20 protein-coding genes are annotated in these 21,007 nt (G+C 36.2%); 15 read left to right on the top strand and 5 right to left on the bottom strand.

Translation table 11 applies throughout. The features are described from left to right. Nucleotides 1-125: 125 nt before the first annotated feature. The 6 genes from rlmD (at nucleotide 126) to EsVE80_RS06700 (ending at nucleotide 7,545) form a co-directional block, all read left to right on the top strand. On the top strand, nucleotides 126-1,505 hold the full coding sequence (gene rlmD, locus EsVE80_RS06725; RefSeq protein ID WP_173103029.1) for a 23S rRNA (uracil(1939)-C(5))-methyltransferase RlmD: 1,380 nt from the start codon (nucleotides 126-128) through the stop codon (nucleotides 1,503-1,505). Nucleotides 1,506-1,682: 177 nt separating this feature from the next. Further along, a complete protein-coding gene (thiD, locus tag EsVE80_RS06720; protein WP_173103028.1) occupies nucleotides 1,683-2,489 on the top strand; it encodes a bifunctional hydroxymethylpyrimidine kinase/phosphomethylpyrimidine kinase in 807 nt (268 codons plus the stop codon). A gap of 275 nt (nucleotides 2,490-2,764) precedes the next feature. After that, nucleotides 2,765-4,417 (top strand): acetolactate synthase AlsS, encoded by a 1,653-nt coding sequence (gene alsS / locus EsVE80_RS06715; protein ID WP_173103027.1) that lies wholly within the window; start codon nucleotides 2,765-2,767, stop codon nucleotides 4,415-4,417. A 74-nt stretch (nucleotides 4,418-4,491) separates the two neighbouring features. Beyond that, the gene (budA, locus tag EsVE80_RS06710; RefSeq protein ID WP_173103026.1) at nucleotides 4,492-5,205 is read left to right on the top strand and encodes an acetolactate decarboxylase; all 714 of its coding nucleotides are present in this window, start codon (nucleotides 4,492-4,494) and stop codon (nucleotides 5,203-5,205) included. Nucleotides 5,206-5,590: 385 nt separating this feature from the next. Then, nucleotides 5,591-6,274 (top strand): ABC transporter ATP-binding protein, encoded by a 684-nt coding sequence (locus EsVE80_RS06705; protein ID WP_173103025.1) that lies wholly within the window; start codon nucleotides 5,591-5,593, stop codon nucleotides 6,272-6,274. Continuing rightward, nucleotides 6,271-7,545, top strand: a complete 1,275-nt coding sequence (locus EsVE80_RS06700; RefSeq protein WP_173103024.1) for an ABC transporter permease — start codon at nucleotides 6,271-6,273, stop codon at nucleotides 7,543-7,545. Before EsVE80_RS06705 ends, EsVE80_RS06700 begins: the two co-directional genes overlap by 4 nt. 171 nt (nucleotides 7,546-7,716) lie before the next feature. Here EsVE80_RS06700 and EsVE80_RS06695 read toward each other — a convergent pair whose 3' ends face one another. After that, nucleotides 7,717-9,036 (bottom strand): metallophosphoesterase, encoded by a 1,320-nt coding sequence (locus tag EsVE80_RS06695; RefSeq protein ID WP_173103023.1) that lies wholly within the window; start codon nucleotides 9,034-9,036, stop codon nucleotides 7,717-7,719. Between the two features lie 319 nt (nucleotides 9,037-9,355). Between EsVE80_RS06695 and EsVE80_RS13995 the strand changes: the two genes are divergently transcribed. After that, complete coding sequence (locus EsVE80_RS13995) at nucleotides 9,356-9,484, top strand: hypothetical protein (RefSeq protein WP_269474231.1); 129 nt, start codon at nucleotides 9,356-9,358, stop codon at nucleotides 9,482-9,484. Nucleotides 9,485-9,730: 246 nt separating this feature from the next. Here the strand turns inward: EsVE80_RS13995 and EsVE80_RS06690 are convergent, their stop codons facing one another. Then, nucleotides 9,731-9,943, bottom strand: a complete 213-nt coding sequence (locus EsVE80_RS06690; RefSeq protein ID WP_173103022.1) for a hypothetical protein — start codon at nucleotides 9,941-9,943, stop codon at nucleotides 9,731-9,733. A 121-nt stretch (nucleotides 9,944-10,064) separates the two neighbouring features. Beyond that, nucleotides 10,065-10,685 carry a transcriptional repressor LexA gene (lexA, locus tag EsVE80_RS06685; RefSeq protein WP_173103021.1) on the bottom strand — a complete coding sequence of 207 codons (621 nt, stop codon included), beginning with the start codon at nucleotides 10,683-10,685 and terminating at the stop codon, nucleotides 10,065-10,067. Nucleotides 10,686-10,853: 168 nt separating this feature from the next. On the opposite strand from lexA, the gene EsVE80_RS06680 reads away from it, so the two are divergent. From EsVE80_RS06680 to nth, 8 genes are all read left to right on the top strand, one after another. Beyond that, nucleotides 10,854-11,096: a DUF896 family protein gene (locus tag EsVE80_RS06680; RefSeq protein WP_173103020.1), complete on the top strand. Its 243-nt coding sequence runs from the start codon at nucleotides 10,854-10,856 to the stop codon at nucleotides 11,094-11,096. Nucleotides 11,097-11,183: 87 nt separating this feature from the next. Then, nucleotides 11,184-13,178, top strand: a complete 1,995-nt coding sequence (gene tkt, locus EsVE80_RS06675; RefSeq protein WP_173103019.1) for a transketolase — start codon at nucleotides 11,184-11,186, stop codon at nucleotides 13,176-13,178. A gap of 253 nt (nucleotides 13,179-13,431) precedes the next feature. Next, on the top strand, nucleotides 13,432-14,328 hold the full coding sequence (locus EsVE80_RS06670; RefSeq protein ID WP_173103018.1) for a glucosaminidase domain-containing protein: 897 nt from the start codon (nucleotides 13,432-13,434) through the stop codon (nucleotides 14,326-14,328). A gap of 170 nt (nucleotides 14,329-14,498) precedes the next feature. Beyond that, on the top strand, nucleotides 14,499-15,431 hold the full coding sequence (gene cysK / locus EsVE80_RS06665) for a cysteine synthase A (RefSeq protein ID WP_173103017.1): 933 nt from the start codon (nucleotides 14,499-14,501) through the stop codon (nucleotides 15,429-15,431). Nucleotides 15,432-15,701: 270 nt separating this feature from the next. After that, on the top strand, nucleotides 15,702-16,145 hold the full coding sequence (locus EsVE80_RS06660; protein WP_173103016.1) for a Fur family transcriptional regulator: 444 nt from the start codon (nucleotides 15,702-15,704) through the stop codon (nucleotides 16,143-16,145). Next, nucleotides 16,142-16,519 (top strand): RidA family protein, encoded by a 378-nt coding sequence (locus tag EsVE80_RS06655; RefSeq protein WP_173103015.1) that lies wholly within the window; start codon nucleotides 16,142-16,144, stop codon nucleotides 16,517-16,519. The genes EsVE80_RS06660 and EsVE80_RS06655 overlap by 4 nt, the downstream gene beginning before the upstream one ends. Nucleotides 16,520-16,636: 117 nt before the next feature. Beyond that, nucleotides 16,637-17,323 (top strand): DnaD domain-containing protein, encoded by a 687-nt coding sequence (locus EsVE80_RS06650; protein ID WP_173103014.1) that lies wholly within the window; start codon nucleotides 16,637-16,639, stop codon nucleotides 17,321-17,323. A 3-nt stretch (nucleotides 17,324-17,326) separates the two neighbouring features. After that, nucleotides 17,327-17,977: an endonuclease III gene (gene nth, locus EsVE80_RS06645; RefSeq protein WP_173103013.1), complete on the top strand. Its 651-nt coding sequence runs from the start codon at nucleotides 17,327-17,329 to the stop codon at nucleotides 17,975-17,977. Between the two features lie 66 nt (nucleotides 17,978-18,043). Here nth and EsVE80_RS06640 read toward each other — a convergent pair whose 3' ends face one another. After that, a complete protein-coding gene (locus EsVE80_RS06640; protein ID WP_173103012.1) occupies nucleotides 18,044-20,341 on the bottom strand; it encodes a PBP1A family penicillin-binding protein in 2,298 nt (765 codons plus the stop codon). Then, entirely contained in the window at nucleotides 20,331-20,966 is a 636-nt protein-coding gene (recU, locus tag EsVE80_RS06635) for a Holliday junction resolvase RecU (protein ID WP_173103011.1), read from the bottom strand. Before recU ends, EsVE80_RS06640 begins: the two co-directional genes overlap by 11 nt. Between the last annotated feature and the right edge of the window lie 41 nt (nucleotides 20,967-21,007).

Genomic DNA, 21,007 nt, shown 5'->3' with positions numbered 1-21,007 from the left:
TAAGTTGGATGTGGAGTTTTTGGTTGTATAAGTCAAACTTATGCCTTAGAATGAACAAGGATTGTTTTAGAAAAGTCAGTCAACAGCCTTTCTGGTTGTTTTTTGTTTTAAACTTAGGAGGAACTATGAAAAAAACAGATCACGTATATCCCGTAGAAAAGAATAATGCATATGAAGTTACTATTTTAGATTTAACGTATGAAGGAATGGGCGTTGCTAAGATTGACAACTATCCTTTATTTGTTGATAACGCACTTCCTGGTGAAAAAGTTATTTTAAAAGTAATTAAAGTTGGAAAAAAATTTGGTATTGGGAGAGTTGTTTCGTATTTAGAAAAAAGTGCAAAACGTGTTGAAGTTGCCAATGAAGATTTATTGCGAACAGGTATTGCACCATTAAGTCATTTGGCGTACGAAGAACAATTACTATTTAAACAAAAGCAAGTCGAAAATGTTTTGCAAAAAATTGCTAAGATGCCTGCTATTCCTGTTTTACCAACGATAGGAATGGCAAAACCGTCAGGCTACCGCAACAAAGCTCAAATCCCAGTACGTCGAAAAGATGGACAATTACAAACAGGTTTTTATCGTAAAAATAGTCATGATTTAGTAGCGATTGAAGATTTTTATATTCAAGATCCCGCAATTGACGCAGCCATTATTAAAGTTCGTGATATTTTAGAACGTTTTAAGGTAAAAGCGTACAATGAGCAACAACATGAAGGTTTATTGCGTCATATTGTTATTCGACAAGGTCACTATTCTCGTCAAATGATGGTTGTTTTAGTCACTTTACGTAATAAATTCTTCAAAGCCGAAGAAATTGCGTCCCAAATTCACAAAGAAATCCCTGAAGTTGTTAGTGTTATACAAAATATTAATACGGAAAAGACAAATGTCATTTTAGGCGAACATGAAAAAGTTCTTTATGGTCAAGATTATATTGAAGATACATTATTGGGAAAAACTTTCCGCATTTCAGCAAAATCTTTCTATCAGGTTAACACCGAACAAACAGAAGTATTGTATGAAACAGCTTTTGAAATGGCAGCACTAAAGCCTAATGATGTTGTGATCGATGCTTATGCTGGTATCGGTACAATTGGTTTGTCCGTTGCAAACCGGGTCAAACACGTTTACGGTATGGAGTCTATTGCAGAAGCTGTTGCAGATGCAAAGAAAAATGCCGAGTTAAATGAAATTGACAATGCAACTTACCTTGTCGGCGATGCAACAAAGGTAATGGGGCAATGGGTAAAAGAAGAAATGCAACCAGCTGTGATCTTTGTTGATCCCCCTCGTAAAGGATTAACAACAGATTTTATTACCGCGGCGTGTGAGATGAATCCAGAAAAAATAATTTATATTTCATGTAATCCAGGCACAATGGCGCGAGATTTAATTGATTTTAAGGCAAAAGGGTATACATGTGAGAAAATCCAACCCGTAGATTTATTCCCGCAAACCACTCATGTGGAAGCAATCGGGCTTTTAACTAAAAAATAATCCTAATTTGCAACTAAAAATAGCATGCAATAGAACAGAAGATTACTTCTTCTGTTCTATTTTATTGTCCTAAAACAGCTAAGGATTGATGTAATTTGAATACACAACATTTCGTTACGTATTTTTTTTGCAAAAGAGTATAATGAAAGGATAAAAGAATAAAGGAGATTGACAACGATGGAACAATACCCACAAGCTTTAACTATTGCAGGTTCTGATAGTGATGGCTCAGCTGGCATGCAAGCAGATCTACATACTTTTTTTGCAAGAAAAGTGTATGGTGCATCTGTATTGACGGCTTGTGTAGCAGGTAATTCTTATGGAATTGGGGCAAGTGTAACTTTACCGACAGAATTTATTGATAAACAATTTGAATTGCTAGCAGCCGATTACCAGATTCGTGCCAGCAAGACTGGAATGCTTGCCAATTCAGAATTAATACAGGCAATCGTTAGAAATTATCGTCAGTATGATTTTGGTCCTTTGGTGGTAGATCCTGTTATTATGACAAAACATGGTAATATGCTAATCGAAGAAGACGCTTTAGCAACGTTAAAAAAAGAGTTGATTCCTTTAGCTTTTGTTTTAACACCGAACTTTTACGAAGCAGAAAAACTAACAGATATGAAATTGGATACAGCAAAAGACTTTGAAATAGCTGCTCGCATTTTACAAAAAATGGGTGCTAAAAACATCGTAATCAAAGGTGCTCATCAAGATGGGAAACAAACAAAAGTTGTGGATTACTTGTTATTAGAAACAGGAGAAAGTCATTGGTTGGAGGCACCATACCATAAAACAGAACGGATAAATGGTACCGGAGACTCCTTATCGGCTTGTATTACTGCTGAGTTAGCCAAAGGTCAAGAAGTATTAATAGCAGTAAAAACCGCTAAAGAATTTGTCAATAAAGCAATTGCAGCTGAATTAGTTATTGGACACAAGTTTGGTCCGATTAATCACTGGGCTGGTAATGATTTTTAAGAAAGAGTAGTATGATTTGAGTGTGACGCAATAGAAGTTTGGTGTCTTATCGCAATAAAAAGGGTGCAGTGATGCATCCTTTTTCATTTGTTCTAAATATTTACGCAAACGATTTATTTGAAGTGAACGAATACACGGATCAATATCAAATGAATTGAAAAAAACATTAATTTTCAGTAAAACAATAATCGATAGTGTTACATTGTTGATAATTAAATAAATAAGTGCTAAATTATTATTTGATAATGATACAGTTTTTAAGGAGATGTAGTACAGTGGGTAAAAAAGGTGCAGAAATTATTGTTAATAGTTTGGAAAATCATAACGTTCCATTTATCTTTGGCATTCCCGGCGCAAAGATTGATGGTGTTTTTGATACGTTAGAAGATCATGGTCCCCAGTTGATTCTAGCGCGTCACGAACAAAACGCTGCTTTTATGGCGCAGGCAATCGGGCGTTTGACTGGTGAACCGGGCGTAGTAGTAGCAACCAGTGGCCCAGGAGCCAGTAATCTAGCAACAGGGTTAGTAACTGCAACTGCTGAAGGCGATCCTGTATTGGCTTTAGCAGGACAAGTGAAACGCTCTGATCTTTCCAAATTGACACATCAAAGCATGGATAATGCAGCATTATTTGCCCCAATTACCAAATATAGTTCAGAAATTCAGGATCCAGAAAATCTTTCAGAGAGTATTGCCAATGCTTATCGGATTGCCAAAACTGCTAAAAAGGGCGCAAGTTTTTTATCAATTCCACAAGATGTCACAGATGGTATAGTTAACAGTGAAGCAATTAATCCATTGTCAGCACCAAAGTTGGGTGTTGCTCTTAATGAGGATATTGATGAATTAATGCGACGAATTAATGAAGCCAAATTGCCCACGTTGTTGGTTGGAATGCGTGCTTCGGGTCAAAGGGAAACAGCTGCAATAAGAAGATTAGTTGAAAAAACGGGAATGCCGGTTGTGGAAACTTTTCAAGGAGCGGGTATTATTTCACGAGAATTGGAGGATCATTTTTTTGGGCGTGTTGGCTTATTTCGAAATCAACCAGGAGATATGCTGTTAAAACGTAGTGATTTAGTAATAGCAATTGGCTATGATCCAATTGAATATGAAGCCCGTAATTGGAATGCTGAAAAAGATGCTCGAATTATCGTGATCGATGAAGTACCAATGGAGATTGATCAATATATGCAACCAGAATTAGAATTAATTGGTAGTATTGCCCAAACAATTGAAAAACTAAGTGGTGCCATTAAAAAATATCAACTATCAGCAGATGCGAAATACTATCTAGCTACTTTGCAAAGTAAATTAACTGTAGTTACGCGCCAAAGTACGACTCAGCCAGGTCGTGTTCATCCACTAGAAGTTATTGATACTCTACAAAAAAATGTTTCCGATGAAATGACGGTGACAGTGGATGTTGGCAGTCACTACATTTGGATGGCACGGCATTTCCGGAGTTATGAACCTCGAACACTATTATTTAGTAATGGGATGCAAACGTTAGGCGTTGCTTTGCCTTGGGCTATTTCAGCTGCATTGGTACGACCAAATACGCAAATTTTTTCTATTTCAGGCGATGGTGGATTTTTATTTTCCGCGCAAGAACTCGAAACCGCTGTACGGCTAAAACAAAAAATTATTCATTTAATTTGGAATGATGGTAGTTATAATATGGTGGAATTTCAAGAAGAAATGAAATACAATCGTTCTTCTGGTGTTCACTTTGGTTCAGTTGACTTTGTTAAATATGCTGAAGCATTTGGCGCTAAGGGATTACGTGCAACTACTAAATCTGAGTTAGAGTCAGCAATTCAAGAAGGTTTGTCAACACAAGGACCAGTTATCATTGATATTCCTATTGATTATACAGACAATAAAGAATTGGGTAAAACAGTTTTACCCGATCAGCTTTATTAAAATTTTAGATAAATACTAGCAATGAAAGATGGTTACAGCGACTTTATTAAGTCTGAAATAAAAGGAGATTGAATATGTTAGTGAAAGCTCAAAATTATATTTATCAACACGGGACATTAGGGGCTTTGATGCAAGATTTAATGGATGGAACAGAAAAAATCGGGACCTTGTCTCACTATGGAGATTTTGGTTTAGGAACGTTGGAAGGCGCGAATGGAGAAGTTATTTTCCTAGATGGTGTAATTTATCACGCAGACGAAACGGGAACTGTCCATCAACTAAGTGGAGATGAATTGACCCCTTATGCAGCAGTTACTCATTTTGAATCAGATCTTCAATTTTTGCTATCTAATATGGCAGCTGACGAGTTAAAAGTAGAAATATTGAATAAAATAAGTCATAATTTGTTTGCCGCTGTTAAAATAACTGGAACATTTAGTTATATGAAGGTGCGGATAGCACCAAAACAAGTAAAACCTTACCCAAAATTCGTTGAAGTAGCTCGACATCAACCAGAATTTGAAGCTGATAAAATAACAGGAACAATTGTAGGTTTTTATACACCGCAACTATTCCACGGAGCAGCAGCTGCGGGATTTCATTTGCATTTCATTAGTGATGATCATAAATTTGGCGGTCATGTCTTGGATTTTAAGTTGACGACAGGACAAATTGATTTAATGGAGTTAGCTGAATTTCGGCAACATTTTCCAGTTGAAAGTTCTGATTTTTTAACCAATGAAATTAAAATAGATGAAATTTCAAAAGATATCAAAGAAGCTGAATAAGGTAAGAATTTCGGATAAACTTATGTATTTTTTGCGACACGTGACAGGTTGCTAACGAAGATTTAATTTGGCTGTAGGTTGAAAGATTCATAAACGAAACCTACAAAGATGGTCAAAGTAACAGTACGACGTTTTGATCAAATTTTTAGATGAGAATAAGATAGTGCTAGATTTGAAAAATAGTCTTCTAGCGCTATTTTATTTTGCTTTTAAACTGATAGTAACCAATAAAATATTTTATTTAAAGTAACAGACTAAAAGACTAGAAAAAAATACACCCTAAGTCTGATTTTTCTCAATTGTTAGAGCGGTAGACTGAATAAGTGAAGAAAATGCCTGTTATCTTATCAGTCATTGAGAAAAGTAGTTTTGAAGGAGGGTAAAAATGGAAGTGATCGAAACATTAAGTGTAGGAAAAACCTATGGTTCAGGGGATACTGCATTCACTGCATTAAAAGAAATTAGCTTAAAAATTGAAAAAGGGGAATCGGTGGCAATTATCGGAAAAAGTGGGTCAGGCAAATCAACTTTGATGCATATATTGGCACTGTTAGATAAGCCAACAACTGGACAAGTCAAAATTGTTGGTCAAGGAACAACTGATATTAAAAAGAAAGAGTTAAACAAATTACGCAATCAGACCTTTGGCTTTGTATTCCAACAATTCTTTTTGAACGCCAAAGATAGCGTCTTAGATAATGTTATTTTGCCGTTAAAAATTGCAGGTATTACGGGTAAACAACGTCAAGAAAAGGCAATGGCTGCTTTAGCCGCAGTAGATTTAGCTGATAAATCACAAAACAAAGCCACTAATTTGTCCGGTGGTCAAAAACAGCGAGTCTGTATTGCTAGAGCATTGGTTAACGATCCAGAAATTATTTTTGCAGATGAACCAACAGGAAATCTGGATTCTGCCACTGGTGAGAAGGTAGAAGAATTGCTTTTTCGTCTAAATCGACAAAAAGGTATTACTCTAATTATCGTAACTCATGATCCAGATCTTGCTGCGCGCTGCGATAGACAAATCCACATTAAAGACGGTTTTATTGTCAAGGAGGAACGGGCATGAATTTATGGGATACAATAACTTCTGCTAGTGCAAATTTATGGCGGAATAAAGGACGAACTATTTTAACTATTTTAGCAATTTTCATTGGTGCATTCACCATTTCAATGACGCTAGGCATTAAAGCTGGTGTGAACGATTATGTCGATAAGCAGGTGAAAAATGTGGGACGTGACGACTTATTAATGATTAATAAGGCCGTCAAGGAAGGACCAAGTCAAGAAAGTGATGAGCCGCAGGAATATACAGAAGAACAAGGAAATGCAGAAGATTCCTACTTATTGGACGAAAAAGATGTAACAAAAATTGCTAATACTTCTGGTTTAATAGATGTAAAACCAGCCGAATCTTTTAGTGCGGATTATATTGTTGGTAAAAATAATAAAAAGTATGTGTTAGCCGCATCGAGTACAGACGGTATTGCTGTTGATTTAAAAACAGGTAAGCAGGTAAGTCAAAAAAATGGCCCTTATGAAATTATCTTAGCCGCAAACTATACCAAAAGTTTGGGTTTTAAAAATGCGAAAGAAGCTTTAGGTCAAAAAGTTAAGTTGGCAGCTTCATCACAAGCGACAAAAACGCAGTCAGAAGTTGAAGCAACGATTGTTGGAGTACGCAATCCAAGTATCGTGAATAATGGTAATTCTGTCGTAAGTAAAAGTTTGTCTGAAAAATTAATCGCAATTAATAAAACAGGTTTGCCTAAAGGCATGCAAAATCAATATTACTCTATTTTAGCTACCGTAAAAAAACCAACTGAAAAGAATATCATAAAGTTAAAAGAAAAATTGTCTAAACAAGGATATGTGGCTAGTACTTTTGCAGATCAGGTAGGTATGATTCATTCAACGGTTGATGCGATTACCGGTGTTTTAACGTTATTTGGTGCTATCGCATTACTGGCGGCCAGCTTTGGTATCATTAACACGTTATATATGTCCGTACAAGAACGTACACGCGAAATCGGATTAATGAAAGCAATGGGGATGGGTAAAGGAAAAGTTTTTTTAACATTTAGTATTGAAGCGATTTTAATTGGTTTTTGGGGTTCTGCATTGGGTGTTACCGTTGCGATGGGGACTGCAAAAGTATTGAATAAAGTAGCCACAGACTCCTTTTTACAAGGATTAGATGGCTTTAATTTATTGCAGTTTAACTTTTCATCTATTGGTATGATTATGATAATTATTATGTTAATTGCCTTTTTAGCAGGAACATTTCCAGCTAATCGCGCAGCACGTTTAGATCCAATTGATGCATTGCGCTATGAGTAAAAATTTTTGTTTTAAGGAGATAGCTGCTTTTTTGTGAAATGGAAATAGCGGTTAAAAGCGTAAGAATTCAGCTATAACTGATTGCCAAACGATTAGCTGATTTAAGCTTAAACTAGCTTTTATAGGCAAAAAACTTCAGGAAACCGCTTATGTGGCATTTCCTGAAGTTTTTTATTTGAGTTTAATTCTTAATTTTTGATCAGGTAAATTTGTATCATTGATTGCAGAATCAACATATTTTTGTAGAAAGGGTGTGTATTTAGCTACTTCTTTATAAGCAGGTGATTTTTTTAGTTGCGTTCTTTTTTTTAACGAATAATTGTCTTGACCAGTAAAATAATTGTAATTCACTTCGCCTATTAAATTGGCTGCCGGTTCCAAAATACTCTTATTGCGAATATTTTGATCTAAAAGTTGCTGATAGGCTAATCTTTCCCCATCTTTTAGGAAAAGCTGTTTTAAATAGGTGTTATGATAACGGAGATCTTTAGCAGTCTTTTTATTTTCCTTAGCCCATAAGTCGACATCAACCGTTTTGCGCGTATAAGAAATGTTGTCTGGTGTAAGCTTTAATTCACCATAAGCATGATCGGCAATAGCAAAAGAACTAGTAACAACTTCTATAATATCGGTTTCTCTAGTAGGATCTTTTATAATATCTTGAGCATGAATATGACCGGAGAAAACTATTGGCACATGATAGTGTGCTAAAAGACTTTTAAGCGTTTGAGCATTTGACAAAACGTAACCTTTGTAAACAAGAGGATTATGAATAAAAAGATTATGGTGCATAAAGACAATTGGAATTCTTTTGTTGTTTTGTGCTCCTTTTAAACACTCTTTTAGCCAAGTCAATGTTTCTTTGGTTATTTGGCCACCCGTATGAGGTTGCGCACGACTTGGCTGGATGGGATACTCATTTGTATCCAAAAAAATGAAGTCGTATTTTTTATTAATTTTAAGCGCATAACTCAGAGAACTTTTGTCTACACTAGTTGCAAGGTTATAACCATCTGGAAAAAATTTTTTAAAATCAGCAGGTGAAATTTGGGCAATACGTTTCTTAGTATCTCCACTATACTTGCGTGCCCAGCCATCAAAAATATCGTGGTTTCCTGGAATTGCTAAAACTTTTATACCAATCTTTTGTAAAGGAGAAAAAATTTTTGCCATTTCTTTGGCACTTTGCTTTTCGCCGTTAAGTGTTAGATCGCCCGTTAAGATGATTGCTTTTGGCTTTACTTTTTTTGCTTTGTCAATAAAGGCAGTTAAAGCTTCTTGTTGATAATCCAAATCCTTACCGGCTGCAGTCTTTTTGATAAATTGAAATTCTTTCCCATCATCGTGAAGAGATGGGGCAATAAAATGAATATCCGTAGCTACCCAAAAAGTATTGTTTTTTGAATCGAATGCTGTTTTTTCAGCCTCTTTGTAGCAACCTGTCAAAACTACTCCTGTTAGAGTCAGTAGTAGCATTAGTATTTTTTTCATCTTCCACACTCCCGCAGGTTATCATAGCACAAAGTCGTTAATGATGTTAAAAACTTACCAAATTTTCAGTACAAGATTAACGAGTTGTGATGTTTTCAGAAATGTGATTCACGCATCGCTTTTTCTAAAAGCTATTAACGCCAGTACTGAATACTTTCAATAAGTTAGCCGGGTATCATTTTTACCAAGCTATCATTGGAAGATAGCGAATCTAACTTCCTTATCAAACATGCAGTATTTGCTTTAAGGAATTCTATCTTGTATAATCAGTAATCACAGGCTTTAAAAGTAATAGCTAAGGTAAACTAAGGAGAAAAAAATGAATCAAAAAGAAAAGATGCTCGAGTTAATTAAGAAAAAACAAGGCGGTGGCCGAGTAAAAGAAATGCAAGCACCAAAAAATGATCGTAAAAATATGCGAAAAGGTCCTAAAATTTATAACAAATAAGTAAAAATCGTACTCTCTAGTTGAGATAGTACGATTTTTTTATTTGCAAGTATTCGCGTAATAAAAAAATAGCAATATCTATAAAAAGTCTCGCAACGATTATATTTGTATTATTTAAGTAGCTTCATTTCAATTATTATGTTGTCAGACACAAAAAAAGATTTGACGTAAAAGTCCTGAGACTAATCTGTCAAATCTGAAAAATAATTTCTTATCAAAGTAATATTGAATGGCTATTAAGAAATTTTATTTGTATTGATGATAGGTATTTTGGCCTTTTTGGTTATAAGGATAAAATTTACGAATACTTTGACGATATTTTTTTTCGTCCCACATGGTAAACCAAATTAAAAAGGGAGGTACAAAAATCAAAGCGGCTAATGCAATACCATAGTGACTAATGACAAAGCTGACAATTAAACCCAAAACGATTAAAGAAATATTACGAAATGTATTCATCCTTTTCACCTCAATTAAAATATACGAACAAACGTTTGTATATTGATTATACGAAAGTATGTTCGGTTTGTAAAGTAAAAAAATAAATCCTCGAAAATTTCGAAGATTTATTTTTACCTTCTTAAAGTAAATCACGATAAAGGCCAACTACTAAACCCAAGATTTTAACATTTTGCAAGATGATAGGCTCCAGATAATCATTTTCTGGTTGAAGTCGGATATAATCACGTTCTTTGAAAAATCTTTTACAGGTTGCTTCGTCTTCATCAGTCATGGCAATTACAATATCTCCATTATTGGCGGAGGCTTGTTTTCGAACGATGACTTGATCGCCATCCAATATACCAGCATTAATCATACTTTCACCACGGATTGTTAGCATGAACAAAGAGCCACTGTCGTTTAATAAGTGTGGTGGAATTGGGAAAAAGTCTGATGCTTCTTCTACGGCTAAAATTGGTTCACCAGCTGTTACAACACCGAGCATTGGAATTGTTTCTGGTTGAGCTCCGATTTTTTCAAGCCCTAATTCGGTTAATTCAATTGCCCGTGGTTTTGTAGGGTCACGTAAAATTAAACCTTTCTTTTCTAAACGGGAAAGATGACCGTGAACAGTTGATGTGGAGGATAAAGAGACTGCTTCACCAATTTCTCGCACAGTAGGAGGATAACCTTTTTGCGAGACGCGATCGTGAATAAATTTTAAAATTTCAATTTGGCGATTTTCTGTGCGTTTAGCCATACTGCACCTTCTTTCTTTAATAATTTAAGTTTAGCATAAAGTATAAAACAAATCAAACAGACGTTCGCTTTGGGTTTGTGGTTGTCAGAGCGCTTTTTTTTAGCTAAGATAAGAAAAGAGTTGTGTTACTAAATAGTTTAAAGTTCATAATAAAAAGGGGATTTTAAAATGCTATCACAAGAAAAATTAGCACGTATTAATGAGCTGGCAAAAAAGAAAAAAGAAGCTAGCTTAACTGATGCAGAAGCACGCGAACAAATAAATTTACGTGAAGAGTATCTAAAAGCTTTCCGTTCAGGTATGCGACACCACATTGAAGGAATGAAAGTTGTTGATCCTAAAGGAAACGATGTAACACCGGATAAATTAAAGGAAATTCAAAAACAAAAAGGTTTACACAATCGGGATTGATATTTAATTGCTTTTCTAGTAATAATCCGCTACAATGAGGATGTAAACAATAAAGGTAAAAAAAACCTAAAATAGGAGGAAGCACAATTGTTTGATAAAATCGATGAATTGAGCGTTAACACCTTACGTACATTAAGTATTGAAGCAATTCAATCTGCAAATTCTGGTCATCCAGGGTTACCAATGGGAGCTGCACCGATGGCTTATGCTCTTTGGACAAAACATTTGAAAATTAATCCTGCCACATCTCGTAACTGGGCTGACCGTGACCGTTTTGTATTATCTGCAGGTCATGGTTCAGCATTACTTTACAGTCTACTACATTGCGCAGGTTACAAAGTTACAATTGATGATTTAAAAAACTTTCGTCAATGGGGTAGTAAGACACCTGGACATCCGGAGGTAAATCATACGGATGGTGTTGAAGCCACGACTGGTCCTTTAGGTCAGGGTATTGCAATGGCTGTTGGTATGGCAATGAGTGAGGCGCATTTAGCAGCTACTTATAATCGTGATAATTTTAATATCATTGATCACTACACTTACGCACTTTGTGGTGATGGTGATTTAATGGAGGGTGTCTCACAAGAAGCAGCGTCAATGGCTGGACACATGAAATTAGGCAAACTTGTCGTTTTATATGATTCAAATGATATTTCTTTGGATGGACCAACTTCAAAAGCTTTCACAGAAAATGTTGGAAAACGTTTTGAGGCTTATGGTTGGCAACATATTTTAGTAAAAGATGGCAATGATTTAGAGGCAATTTCTGCTGCAATTGAAGAAGCTAAAGAAAACGCAGACCAACCAACACTGATTGAAGTCAAAACAATTATTGGCTTTGGTGCACCGAATGAAGGTACAAATAAAGTTCATGGAGCTCCCCTTGGAGTAGAAGGCATCGCCGCTGCTAAAAAAGCTTACGATTGGAATTATCCCGATTTTACTGTACCTGAGGAAGCTTCAAAACGTTTTAAAGAAGCAATCAATGATCGCGGACAAAAAGCAGAAGATGCTTGGGATAAAATGTTTGCAGCGTATACGCAAGAATATCCACAATTAGCAGCACAATTTAAGGCTGCTTTTGCTGGGGAACTTTCTGATGGTTGGGATGCACAATTGCCTGTTTACGAAGAAGGAACGTCACAAGCAAGCCGTGTATCAAGTAAAGAAATGATTCAAGCTTTATCTAAAGCTGTGCCAACTTTATGGGGCGGTTCAGCAGATTTGTCATCGTCTAATAATACTATGGTGGCAGCAGAGAAAGATTTTGAACCTGGTCAATACGAAGGTCGTAATATTTGGTTTGGCGTTAGGGAGTTTGCCATGGCAGCTGCTATGAATGGTATTCAACTACATGGGGGCACCCGCGTGTACGGTGGAACATTCTTTGTGTTTACAGATTATTTGCGGCCAGCATTGCGCTTATCAGCAATTCAAAGTGCACCAGTTGTGTACGTTCTTACCCATGATTCTGTGGCTGTTGGTGAAGATGGACCAACGCATGAACCAATTGAACAGCTAGCAAGTGTGCGCTGTATCCCGAATGTTCAGGTTATTCGTCCGGCTGACGGAAATGAAACAAGAGCAGCTTGGAAAATTGCGATGACAACGACAAACAAACCAACTGTTTTGGTTTTAAGTCGCCAAAACTTACCGGTTTTACCTGGGACAAAAGAAAATGCTGATGAAAATGTTGCAAAAGGTGGTTATGTTCTTTCACCGCAACAAGGAGAAAAACCAGAGGGAATTTTACTTGCAACTGGTTCAGAAGTTGACTTAGCAGTGCAAGCGCAGGCAAAATTGCAAAAAGCTGGAAAAGATGTTTCGGTTGTGTCATTGCCGAGTCTTGATTTATTTGAAGCTCAAAGTGCAGAATATAAGGAAAGTGTTTTACCGCATGATGTAGTAAAACGAGTTGCAATTGAAGCGGCTTCCCCCTTTGGATGGGAAAAATATACGGGCTTTGCGGGAAAAGTAATTGCAATTAATCACTTTGGTGCATCTGCTCCTGGCGAAAAGGTACTTAGTGAATTTGGATTTACTGTTGAGAATGTCGTCGATGTTTACAATTCATTATAATTAAACTATTAAAAGACTCTTATAAGCTGATTTTCCTAACGGTTTATAAAGAGTCTTTTTTGTTTTTGTGGAAAAATAGACGAATTTTCGAAAAAAACATTTAAAAAACTTTTTAAATGTTGCGTATATTAAATATTTGTTACAAAGAGAGAATCATTTGATTAGCAAAAAAAATCAAGCTATAATACATATACTTAGTTATCTTTATATTTATCTTAATTTTATATAAGTTTTTATCATCAGGAGGAAGAAAATGTCAGAGTATCGTACCCGTAGTGAAAGACATCAAAAAAAACAAGTGACTTTTCAATATAAATTTACTGGTAAAAAAGCAATGTCACTAGTTGGTGTAGGCTTGGCATGTACACCAAGAGTGATGGCACTAATGCCAGCACACAGTGTACATGCAGCTGAATTACAAAGTCAAGGCGTAGATAACACGGCCAATCTAATTAATCAGATCGGTGGGGCTGCCTCTCAAATTGCGCAAGAAAATGACTTATATGCTTCTGTTATGATTGCCCAAGCAATTCTAGAAAGTGGAAATGGATCTTCTGTTTTGGCACAGGCGCCATACTATAATTTGTTTGGTGTAAAAGGAGCGTATAATGGACAGTCAGTCACTTTTCCTACTCAAGAATACTTAAACGGCCAATGGATAACCATGAACGAACCATTCCGTCAGTATAATTCTTACTGGGAATCTTTAGCTGACCATGCTTATGTATTACGCAGTACAAGTTTTGCTACTGGGACAGCTCACTATGCAGGCGCTTGGAAGAGTAATACTGCAAGTTATCTAGATGCGACAGCCTATTTAACTGGACGTTATGCAACGGATCCTACGTATAATCAAAAATTGAATTATTTAATTACAGCTTATAATTTGACGCAATATGACACACCAGCTTCTAGCTATGGTCAAACGAGTTATACTGTACAAGCACAAACAAATGTGCATGATGAAACTTCCGTTGAAAATACTGTGCCTGCTTCACAAAGCCAAACAACAGGTAGTGTATACACGGTTGTTTCAGGAGATACACTCTGGGATATCGCTGCAAAGTATGGTACGACTGTTGACCAACTAATGTTAAACAATGGACTATCCAGTGATACAATTATGGTTGGGCAACAACTTAATGTATAAATTTAATAATTAATAACCGCTTCTATTCTAAAACTACCGGCTAAATGAATTTCTGGTTAGTAGTTTTAGAATAGTTTTTTTAAGACAAAATATTCGCACAAAGGTAATAATTTCGTTATTATGTAAATAAGTACAGCTGTTTTTTTCAGCTAATACAAGGAGGAAGTAACATGAGTGAAATTTATCAATCTGTTTTGGATTTAATTGGTCAAACTCCCATTGTAAAACTTAATCATTTAGTTTCAAGTGATGATGCTGAATTGTATGTAAAATTAGAATTTTTCAATCCTGGTAGCAGCGTAAAAGACCGCATTGCCCAAAGTATGATTGAAAAAGCCGAAGCACAAGGAAATTTAAAACCTGGTGGAACAATTATTGAACCCACTTCTGGAAATACCGGTATTGGCTTAGCGATGGTTGGCGCTGCAAAAGGCTATAATGTCATTTTAGTTATGCCAGACACCATGAGCATTGAACGTCGCAAATTAATGCAAGCGTATGGCGCAAAATTAATTTTGACTCCTGGGTCAGAAGGGATCACAGGCTCCATTAAGCGTGCAGAAAAAGAAGCAAAAGAAAATGGCTACTTTTTACCTTTGCAATTTGAAAATCCAGCTAATCCAGAAGTTCATGAAAAAACAACAGGGAAAGAAATTGTTGATGCGTTTGGTGTCGGTGGATTAGATGCTTTTGTAGCAGGTATAGGTACAGGTGGAACGATTACTGGAGCGGGACATGAATTGCGCCGTATCTATCCAGAAATTAAAATTTATGGGGTAGAACCAGCCGAATCAGCGGTTCTAGAAGGCGGAAAACCAGGTCCTCATAAAATTCAAGGAATTGGTACTGGATTTGTTCCAGATACGTTAGATACAAAGGTATATGATGAAGCAGTAGCAGTATCAAGTGATGATGCGATTGCCACAGCTCGTAAAATGGGAACAAAAGAAGGTATTCTGGTAGGGATTTCCTCCGGAGCTGCCATTAAGGCTGCTGTTGATGTTGCAAAAAAACTTGGTAAAGGTAAAAAAGTTCTAGCAATTGTACCAGATAATGGCGAACGCTATTTATCAACTGTTCTTTATCAGTTTGATGAGGAATGATTTTTTAATAAAGTAAGCTGACAAAAAACTCTTGAGTATTGTATCGACCATAAGAAAAGTTAGGTTAAATAGCCAATTTTTCTTATGGTCATTTGTATTTAAGCGTTTTTTTGTTACTAAAAATTAGTATTAGATATTGTTGTTGCTTTGTTTTTGAGTTTTGTTCAAATTTGACCTATATTGATTTAGAATTTTAATCAGAGTCTTTTCTTTTGTCGCTGCACATAGTATTATTACACTATAAGATGAGAAAGAAGAGGAGGGGATTAAATGGAGGAACGTCTGACTGTTACAGAAGCAATTGAAAAATTAAAAAAAGATAATATTCGAGTGACTCCACAGCGACAAGCCGTTTTAGAATATTTAATTGGCCATAGATCCCATCCAACTGCTGATGAAATTTATCACGCTTTATCACCTTCGTTTCCTAGTATGAGCGTTGCTACTGTATATAATAATTTACGCTTATTTACTGAAATTGGATTTGTTCAAGAAATGAAATATGGTGATGCTTCTAGTCGCTTTGATTTTGCCGCTAAACCACATTACCATGCAATTTGTACAGACTGTGGTAAAGTAGTTGATTTCTTTTACCCATCATTAGAAGATGTTGAGATTGCTGCGAGTCAATTGACCGGTTTTAAAATTAATGATCATCGTTTGGAAGTATATGGATTATGTCCAGACTGTCAAGAAAAGGAGAACACAAAATGAAAGATGTCGTGACAAATTTAGCGCCCCAAGCCATTGGACCATATGTACAAGGAAAGATTGTAAATGGATTTTTATTTGCTTCAGGTCAGATTCCGCTGGATCCAAGTACTGGAGAAATAGTAGGGACAACAATTTCAGAGCAGACAACCCAAGTATTCAAAAATATCCAAGGCTTATTGAAAAGTTGCGATTTGACACTGGAGAATGTCATTAAAACAACGTGTTTTTTAAAAGATATGAATGATTTTTCGGCTTTTAATGAGGTCTATGCTTCATATTTTAATGGTTCTTTCCCTGCCCGTTCAGCAGTACAAGTGGCAGCTTTACCAAAAGATGCCATGGTCGAAATTGAAATTGTGGCAGTTGTGAAGTAGTACTTTGAACCGACTTTTATCAGCTAAAGTCAGTCCAGCCTGCTAGGTTGAGATTGGCTTTTTTTTCGCAGTAAAATAAAAATTACGCTATACTAGTAAAAAGAAATGAGGGATACAATGTTAGCTTTAGACGATTATTTTGCTGCTGGACAAACAGTTATTTCTAATTTGATTTTAGATTACTATCACGAATTAGGCTTAAGCAGTGAAGAACTAGTTTTTTGGTTGCAACTATACCGTCACCATGAACAAGGAGATCATTTTCCTGATTTAAGCCAAATCGCAACCGAGATGGGCGTGGCGCAACAGCAAATTTTTGAACTTCTGAACCAGTTGGTTTTAAAGCAGGTCATTAAAATTGAAACGGTAGTAGTAGACAATAAGCAACAAGACCATTATCTATTTACACCGATTTTTGAAAAAATTGCGCAATTACTAGCTCAGAAAAAAAAAGACAATAAGCAACAAGGACAACAACAAGAAATTTCACAAATGTTTTTGCATTTTCAACAGGAATTTGGGCGCCCTTTGTCATCATTTGAATATGAACGAATTGCTCAGTGGTTGGAAGAAGACAATTATAGTCCTGAAATTATTATATTAGCTTTAAAAGAAGCTGTATTAAATAACGCACGTAGCTTACAGTATATTGAAAGTATTTTATCAAGTTGGCGCAGCAAAAATATTCAGTCTGCTCAAGATGTGGCCAGTGATAAAACCCGCTATCAGAAGCAAAAAGCAAAGCCGAATAGTAATAAAGAACTTTCACCTTATTCCTTACAAAATTGGCTGAAAGGAGAATGATCCATGCTAAATGTGGAAAAAACGCGGTATGCTTTAAAGGTTATGGGCGAAATGTTCCCTGATGCGCATGGTGAATTGATTTATAATACACCATTTCAGTTGTTAATTGCTGTTATTTTAAGCGCTCAAGCCACAGATGTTTCTGTTAATAAGGCAACACCGGCATTATTTGCATCATTTGGTACAGCTGATACTTTGGCAGCAGCATCCTTAGATGATATTATTGCTAAAATTAGAACAATTGGTTTATATCGTACCAAAGCAAAAAATATAAAAGCTTGTGCGAATATTATTGCCACAAAATATGGCGGCATTGTACCGAATGATCGCAAAATTTTAGAATCTTTACCTGGGGTTGGTAGAAAAACGGCAAATGTAGTATTAGCAGAAGCATATGGTGTACCGACTATTGCTGTTGATACACACGTTGAACGAGTCTCCAAGCGTTTGCGAATTTGCAAATTGAATGCAACCGTTGGAGAGGTTGAAAAAACGTTAATGAGAAAGTTGCCGCAGGATGAATGGATTAAAGATCACCATCGCATGATTTTTTTTGGTCGTTATCACTGTCTAGCTCGTAATCCTAAATGTGAAGTATGTCCTTTGTTAACTATTTGTCAAGAGGGTAAAGAGCGAATGAAAATGAAAAATTAAAAGACTGTGGCCGTAACAAATAATCGTTACGACCACAGTCTTTTTCTAGCTAAAATTTACTATTAACTAGTTACCGCCACCTGCAGAACTAGTAGAAGGTGGTGTTGTACTGCTGTCTGGTGTCGATGATGATTCTGGTGGTGTTGTACTACTTTCTGGTGGCGTTGATGGATCTGGTGTAGGTGCAACACTACTACTTTGTTCTGGTTCAGTCGCAGCAGTAGACTCTTCTGTGCTTGAGCTTGATTCTGATTGCGTTTCAGAAGTTGCTTTTGAACTTGGAATGGTTTGGCTTTGAGAATACGAAGGCTGAGTTTCAAGCGATTGTTCATATTTATCGCGCCAATACAATTCATTGCCCACCCGAATTAAATCATCTGGAATTTTCCAATCATTATTTTCACCATTTTGTGCGACATACTGCATCAATTCACGATAAACATCTGAGGCGATCATATTTGATTCAGATGTGATTGGTGTCAGGTGTTTTTCATAACCTGTCCAAACAGAAATGGCATACTGCCGATTGTAACCTACAAAAGTGACATCTGGAGAAATACCGTCTGTCATTCCGATTTTTTCTAAATCTTCATCAGAATAGTTAGAAGTTCCAGTTTTACCGGCTTGAATTAAGCCATCAATCATAGCGTTCGTACCGGTACCTTGTGTAATCACATCTTTCAAAATGTCTGTAATCATATACGCTGTACCAACAGCCATCGCTTTTTTTCCTTCCGGCTTAAATTCATCAGAGGAGCCATCTTGGTAAACAATTTTATTCACATATTGTGGTTTATAATATGTGCCGCCATTAGCAAAAGCTGCATATGCAGCTGCCATTTTAAGAGAGGAAACACCGTATTTTGTTCCATCTTGAGCAGTATTACTTGAAATAGCGTTCGATTGCACCAAGTCTTTATATTGTATACCTAAACCATTTAAAAACTTCGTAACATTCTCTTTGCCGACATCGTTGAATAATTTGACAGCTGGAACGTTCCGTGATTCGTAAAGTGCTGTTCGTAGTGAAATATTCCCCATATATTGTTTGTCCCAATTGTTAACACTAATATTTGTACCGTCATACTTGTACGGTGCATCATCAATGCGTTTAGCTGTTGATAAATTCAAATTCTCAAAAGCAGGACCATAATCGGTGATTGGTTTGACCGTAGAACCAAAATCTCGAGCCGTGCTGACAGCTTGATTATTCCCAAAAACAACATTATCCGGAACATTGCGGGCACCAATTTGAGCTAAAACTTTGCCTGTATTAACGTCGACCATTGTGGTAGCAACTTGCAATTTCTCATCTGGATAATTGACGTATTTGTCTGTATTCACGATTTCATATAATCGTTTTTGAGCATTTAAATCTAAATTAGTATGAATTTCAAGGCCATCTGTATAAACATCCTTGCCCGTCGTGTTCTTAACTTCTTCAATAACTTCTTTGACATAATTATCTACTAACTGTAAATTTTCACTTGATTTTTCCAGATCCTTCAGTCCATCTTTAATAGGTTTTTTTATAGCTGCTTGATACTCATTATCAGTGATTTTATTATTTTCCTTCATCGTGTAAAGAACGGTGTCCCGACGTTCTTTTGCTGCTTCAGGATGCTGATAAGGATCATATGCGTTTGGCGCTTGCGGCATGCCAGCTAGAAGTGCTGTTTGAGCTAAATCAAGATCTTTTAAGTCTTTGCCATAATAAGTATCTGCAGCGGTTTCCATACCATACAAACCATTGGCCATATAGACTTTATTGATATAGTAGGTCAAAATTTCTTGTTTGGATTTTTCTTGCTCTAATTGCAAAGCTAACCAAGCTTCTTGTGCTTTTCGCTTTAAGGTCTGATCGGATTTTTTCGTTGAAAAGTAAGAAAGTTTAATTAACTGTTGTGTAAGTGTACTCCCACCTTGTAGACCACCTTTTGTTACGTTAGACAAAGCAGAGCCGACAATACGAATCGGGTCAACGCCAATATGTTTGTAAAAACGACGGTCTTCAACAGAAACTACAGCATCTTCTAATAGTTGTGGAACGTCTTGAGCGGAAATTTTTTTGCGATTTTCTGAACCTAAGTCAGCAATAATATCGTTATTACTTGCGTATATAACTGAAGAAACAGAAGCGTCTAACTTGTTGTCTTCAATTTTAGGAGCATCTTTAGCGTAAAACCAAAAAAGACCCATTCCTGAAAGTAGGCCGATACACCCAATGATGAAAAAGCCAATTAGACATTTTAAAATAACTGATCCAATAGAATTCTTTGTCTTCTTTTTCACCTTTTTTGGTTTCTTTTGTGGCGCGTTATTGCCACTGTGGCGAGACGCCCGTGATGGTGTGTCATTTCCCATTTTTATTTGACTCCTTTAAAACAAATTTTTCTACTGCCTCAAGATACGGTATCCGTGGGGCTATTTTAGGTGTAATTTCGATTCCAATTTTTTCAATCACAGTCAAAGAAATCGATTTTTTGCCATTTTTTTGTTGTGTCCACAATGAAATCAAGTTTTTACTATCTAGAAAAAAACAACGATGTAATGAGGAAAACCAAAGCAAAACAAAACAAATACCTCCTTGCGCTAAACAAGCTTCCATATGCCGAATTTGATGGTCATGGAAGTTTTTAAAAGGAAAAGATGTTTTATTTTTTGTTTCTTTCGCCTCAAAATCCAAATAAAACCCGCGATAAACGCCATTATAATCTGTGGTAGATGCTTCTTTGAAATAAGCTTCTTTAATAACCGCTGCACTACGTTTTGGATAATCCACATTCACGATTTGAATGGGAGTGGGCTTTTTATGAACCACTGCTTGGTTGTGCGTTAAATAGTAAAGGTTACTTTCATTGATTGCCTCTTCAAAACGCATACCGCGATTACTAAAACTAACTGGTTCTTGAGTTTTAGATTTTGTTTGTTTATGCTTAGCAGGTAGCGCAGCTTGATAAATTTGACCGTTGGGGTACTTTAAAACCATATTCGTCACACTCCTACCGGTGTATTATACCAAAAAGCCAA

It is taken from the genome of Enterococcus saigonensis, from assembly GCF_011397115.1.
In the GTDB taxonomy this organism is placed as follows: Bacteria; Bacillota; Bacilli; order Lactobacillales; family Enterococcaceae; genus Enterococcus_C; species Enterococcus_C saigonensis.
Note: the sequence above shows the minus strand (reverse complement) of the source record. Positions and strands in the feature narration are given on the sequence as shown.

Coding starts and splice junctions, on each gene's coding strand:
- rlmD (WP_173103029.1), top strand. CDS start 126: ATGAAAAAAACAGATCACGTATATCCCGTAGAAAAGAATAATGCATAT.
- thiD (WP_173103028.1), top strand. CDS start 1,683: ATGGAACAATACCCACAAGCTTTAACTATTGCAGGTTCTGATAGTGAT.
- budA (WP_173103026.1), top strand. CDS start 4,492: ATGTTAGTGAAAGCTCAAAATTATATTTATCAACACGGGACATTAGGG.
- EsVE80_RS06705 (WP_173103025.1), top strand. CDS start 5,591: ATGGAAGTGATCGAAACATTAAGTGTAGGAAAAACCTATGGTTCAGGG.
- EsVE80_RS06700 (WP_173103024.1), top strand. CDS start 6,271: ATGAATTTATGGGATACAATAACTTCTGCTAGTGCAAATTTATGGCGG.
- EsVE80_RS06695 (WP_173103023.1), bottom strand. CDS start 9,036: ATGAAAAAAATACTAATGCTACTACTGACTCTAACAGGAGTAGTTTTG.
- EsVE80_RS13995 (WP_269474231.1), top strand. CDS start 9,356: ATGAATCAAAAAGAAAAGATGCTCGAGTTAATTAAGAAAAAACAAGGC.
- EsVE80_RS06690 (WP_173103022.1), bottom strand. CDS start 9,943: ATGAATACATTTCGTAATATTTCTTTAATCGTTTTGGGTTTAATTGTC.
- lexA (WP_173103021.1), bottom strand. CDS start 10,685: ATGGCTAAACGCACAGAAAATCGCCAAATTGAAATTTTAAAATTTATT.
- EsVE80_RS06680 (WP_173103020.1), top strand. CDS start 10,854: ATGCTATCACAAGAAAAATTAGCACGTATTAATGAGCTGGCAAAAAAG.
- EsVE80_RS06670 (WP_173103018.1), top strand. CDS start 13,432: ATGTCAGAGTATCGTACCCGTAGTGAAAGACATCAAAAAAAACAAGTG.
- cysK (WP_173103017.1), top strand. CDS start 14,499: ATGAGTGAAATTTATCAATCTGTTTTGGATTTAATTGGTCAAACTCCC.
- EsVE80_RS06660 (WP_173103016.1), top strand. CDS start 15,702: ATGGAGGAACGTCTGACTGTTACAGAAGCAATTGAAAAATTAAAAAAA.
- EsVE80_RS06655 (WP_173103015.1), top strand. CDS start 16,142: ATGAAAGATGTCGTGACAAATTTAGCGCCCCAAGCCATTGGACCATAT.
- EsVE80_RS06650 (WP_173103014.1), top strand. CDS start 16,637: ATGTTAGCTTTAGACGATTATTTTGCTGCTGGACAAACAGTTATTTCT.
- nth (WP_173103013.1), top strand. CDS start 17,327: ATGCTAAATGTGGAAAAAACGCGGTATGCTTTAAAGGTTATGGGCGAA.
- EsVE80_RS06640 (WP_173103012.1), bottom strand. CDS start 20,341: ATGGGAAATGACACACCATCACGGGCGTCTCGCCACAGTGGCAATAAC.
- recU (WP_173103011.1), bottom strand. CDS start 20,966: ATGGTTTTAAAGTACCCCAACGGTCAAATTTATCAAGCTGCGCTACCT.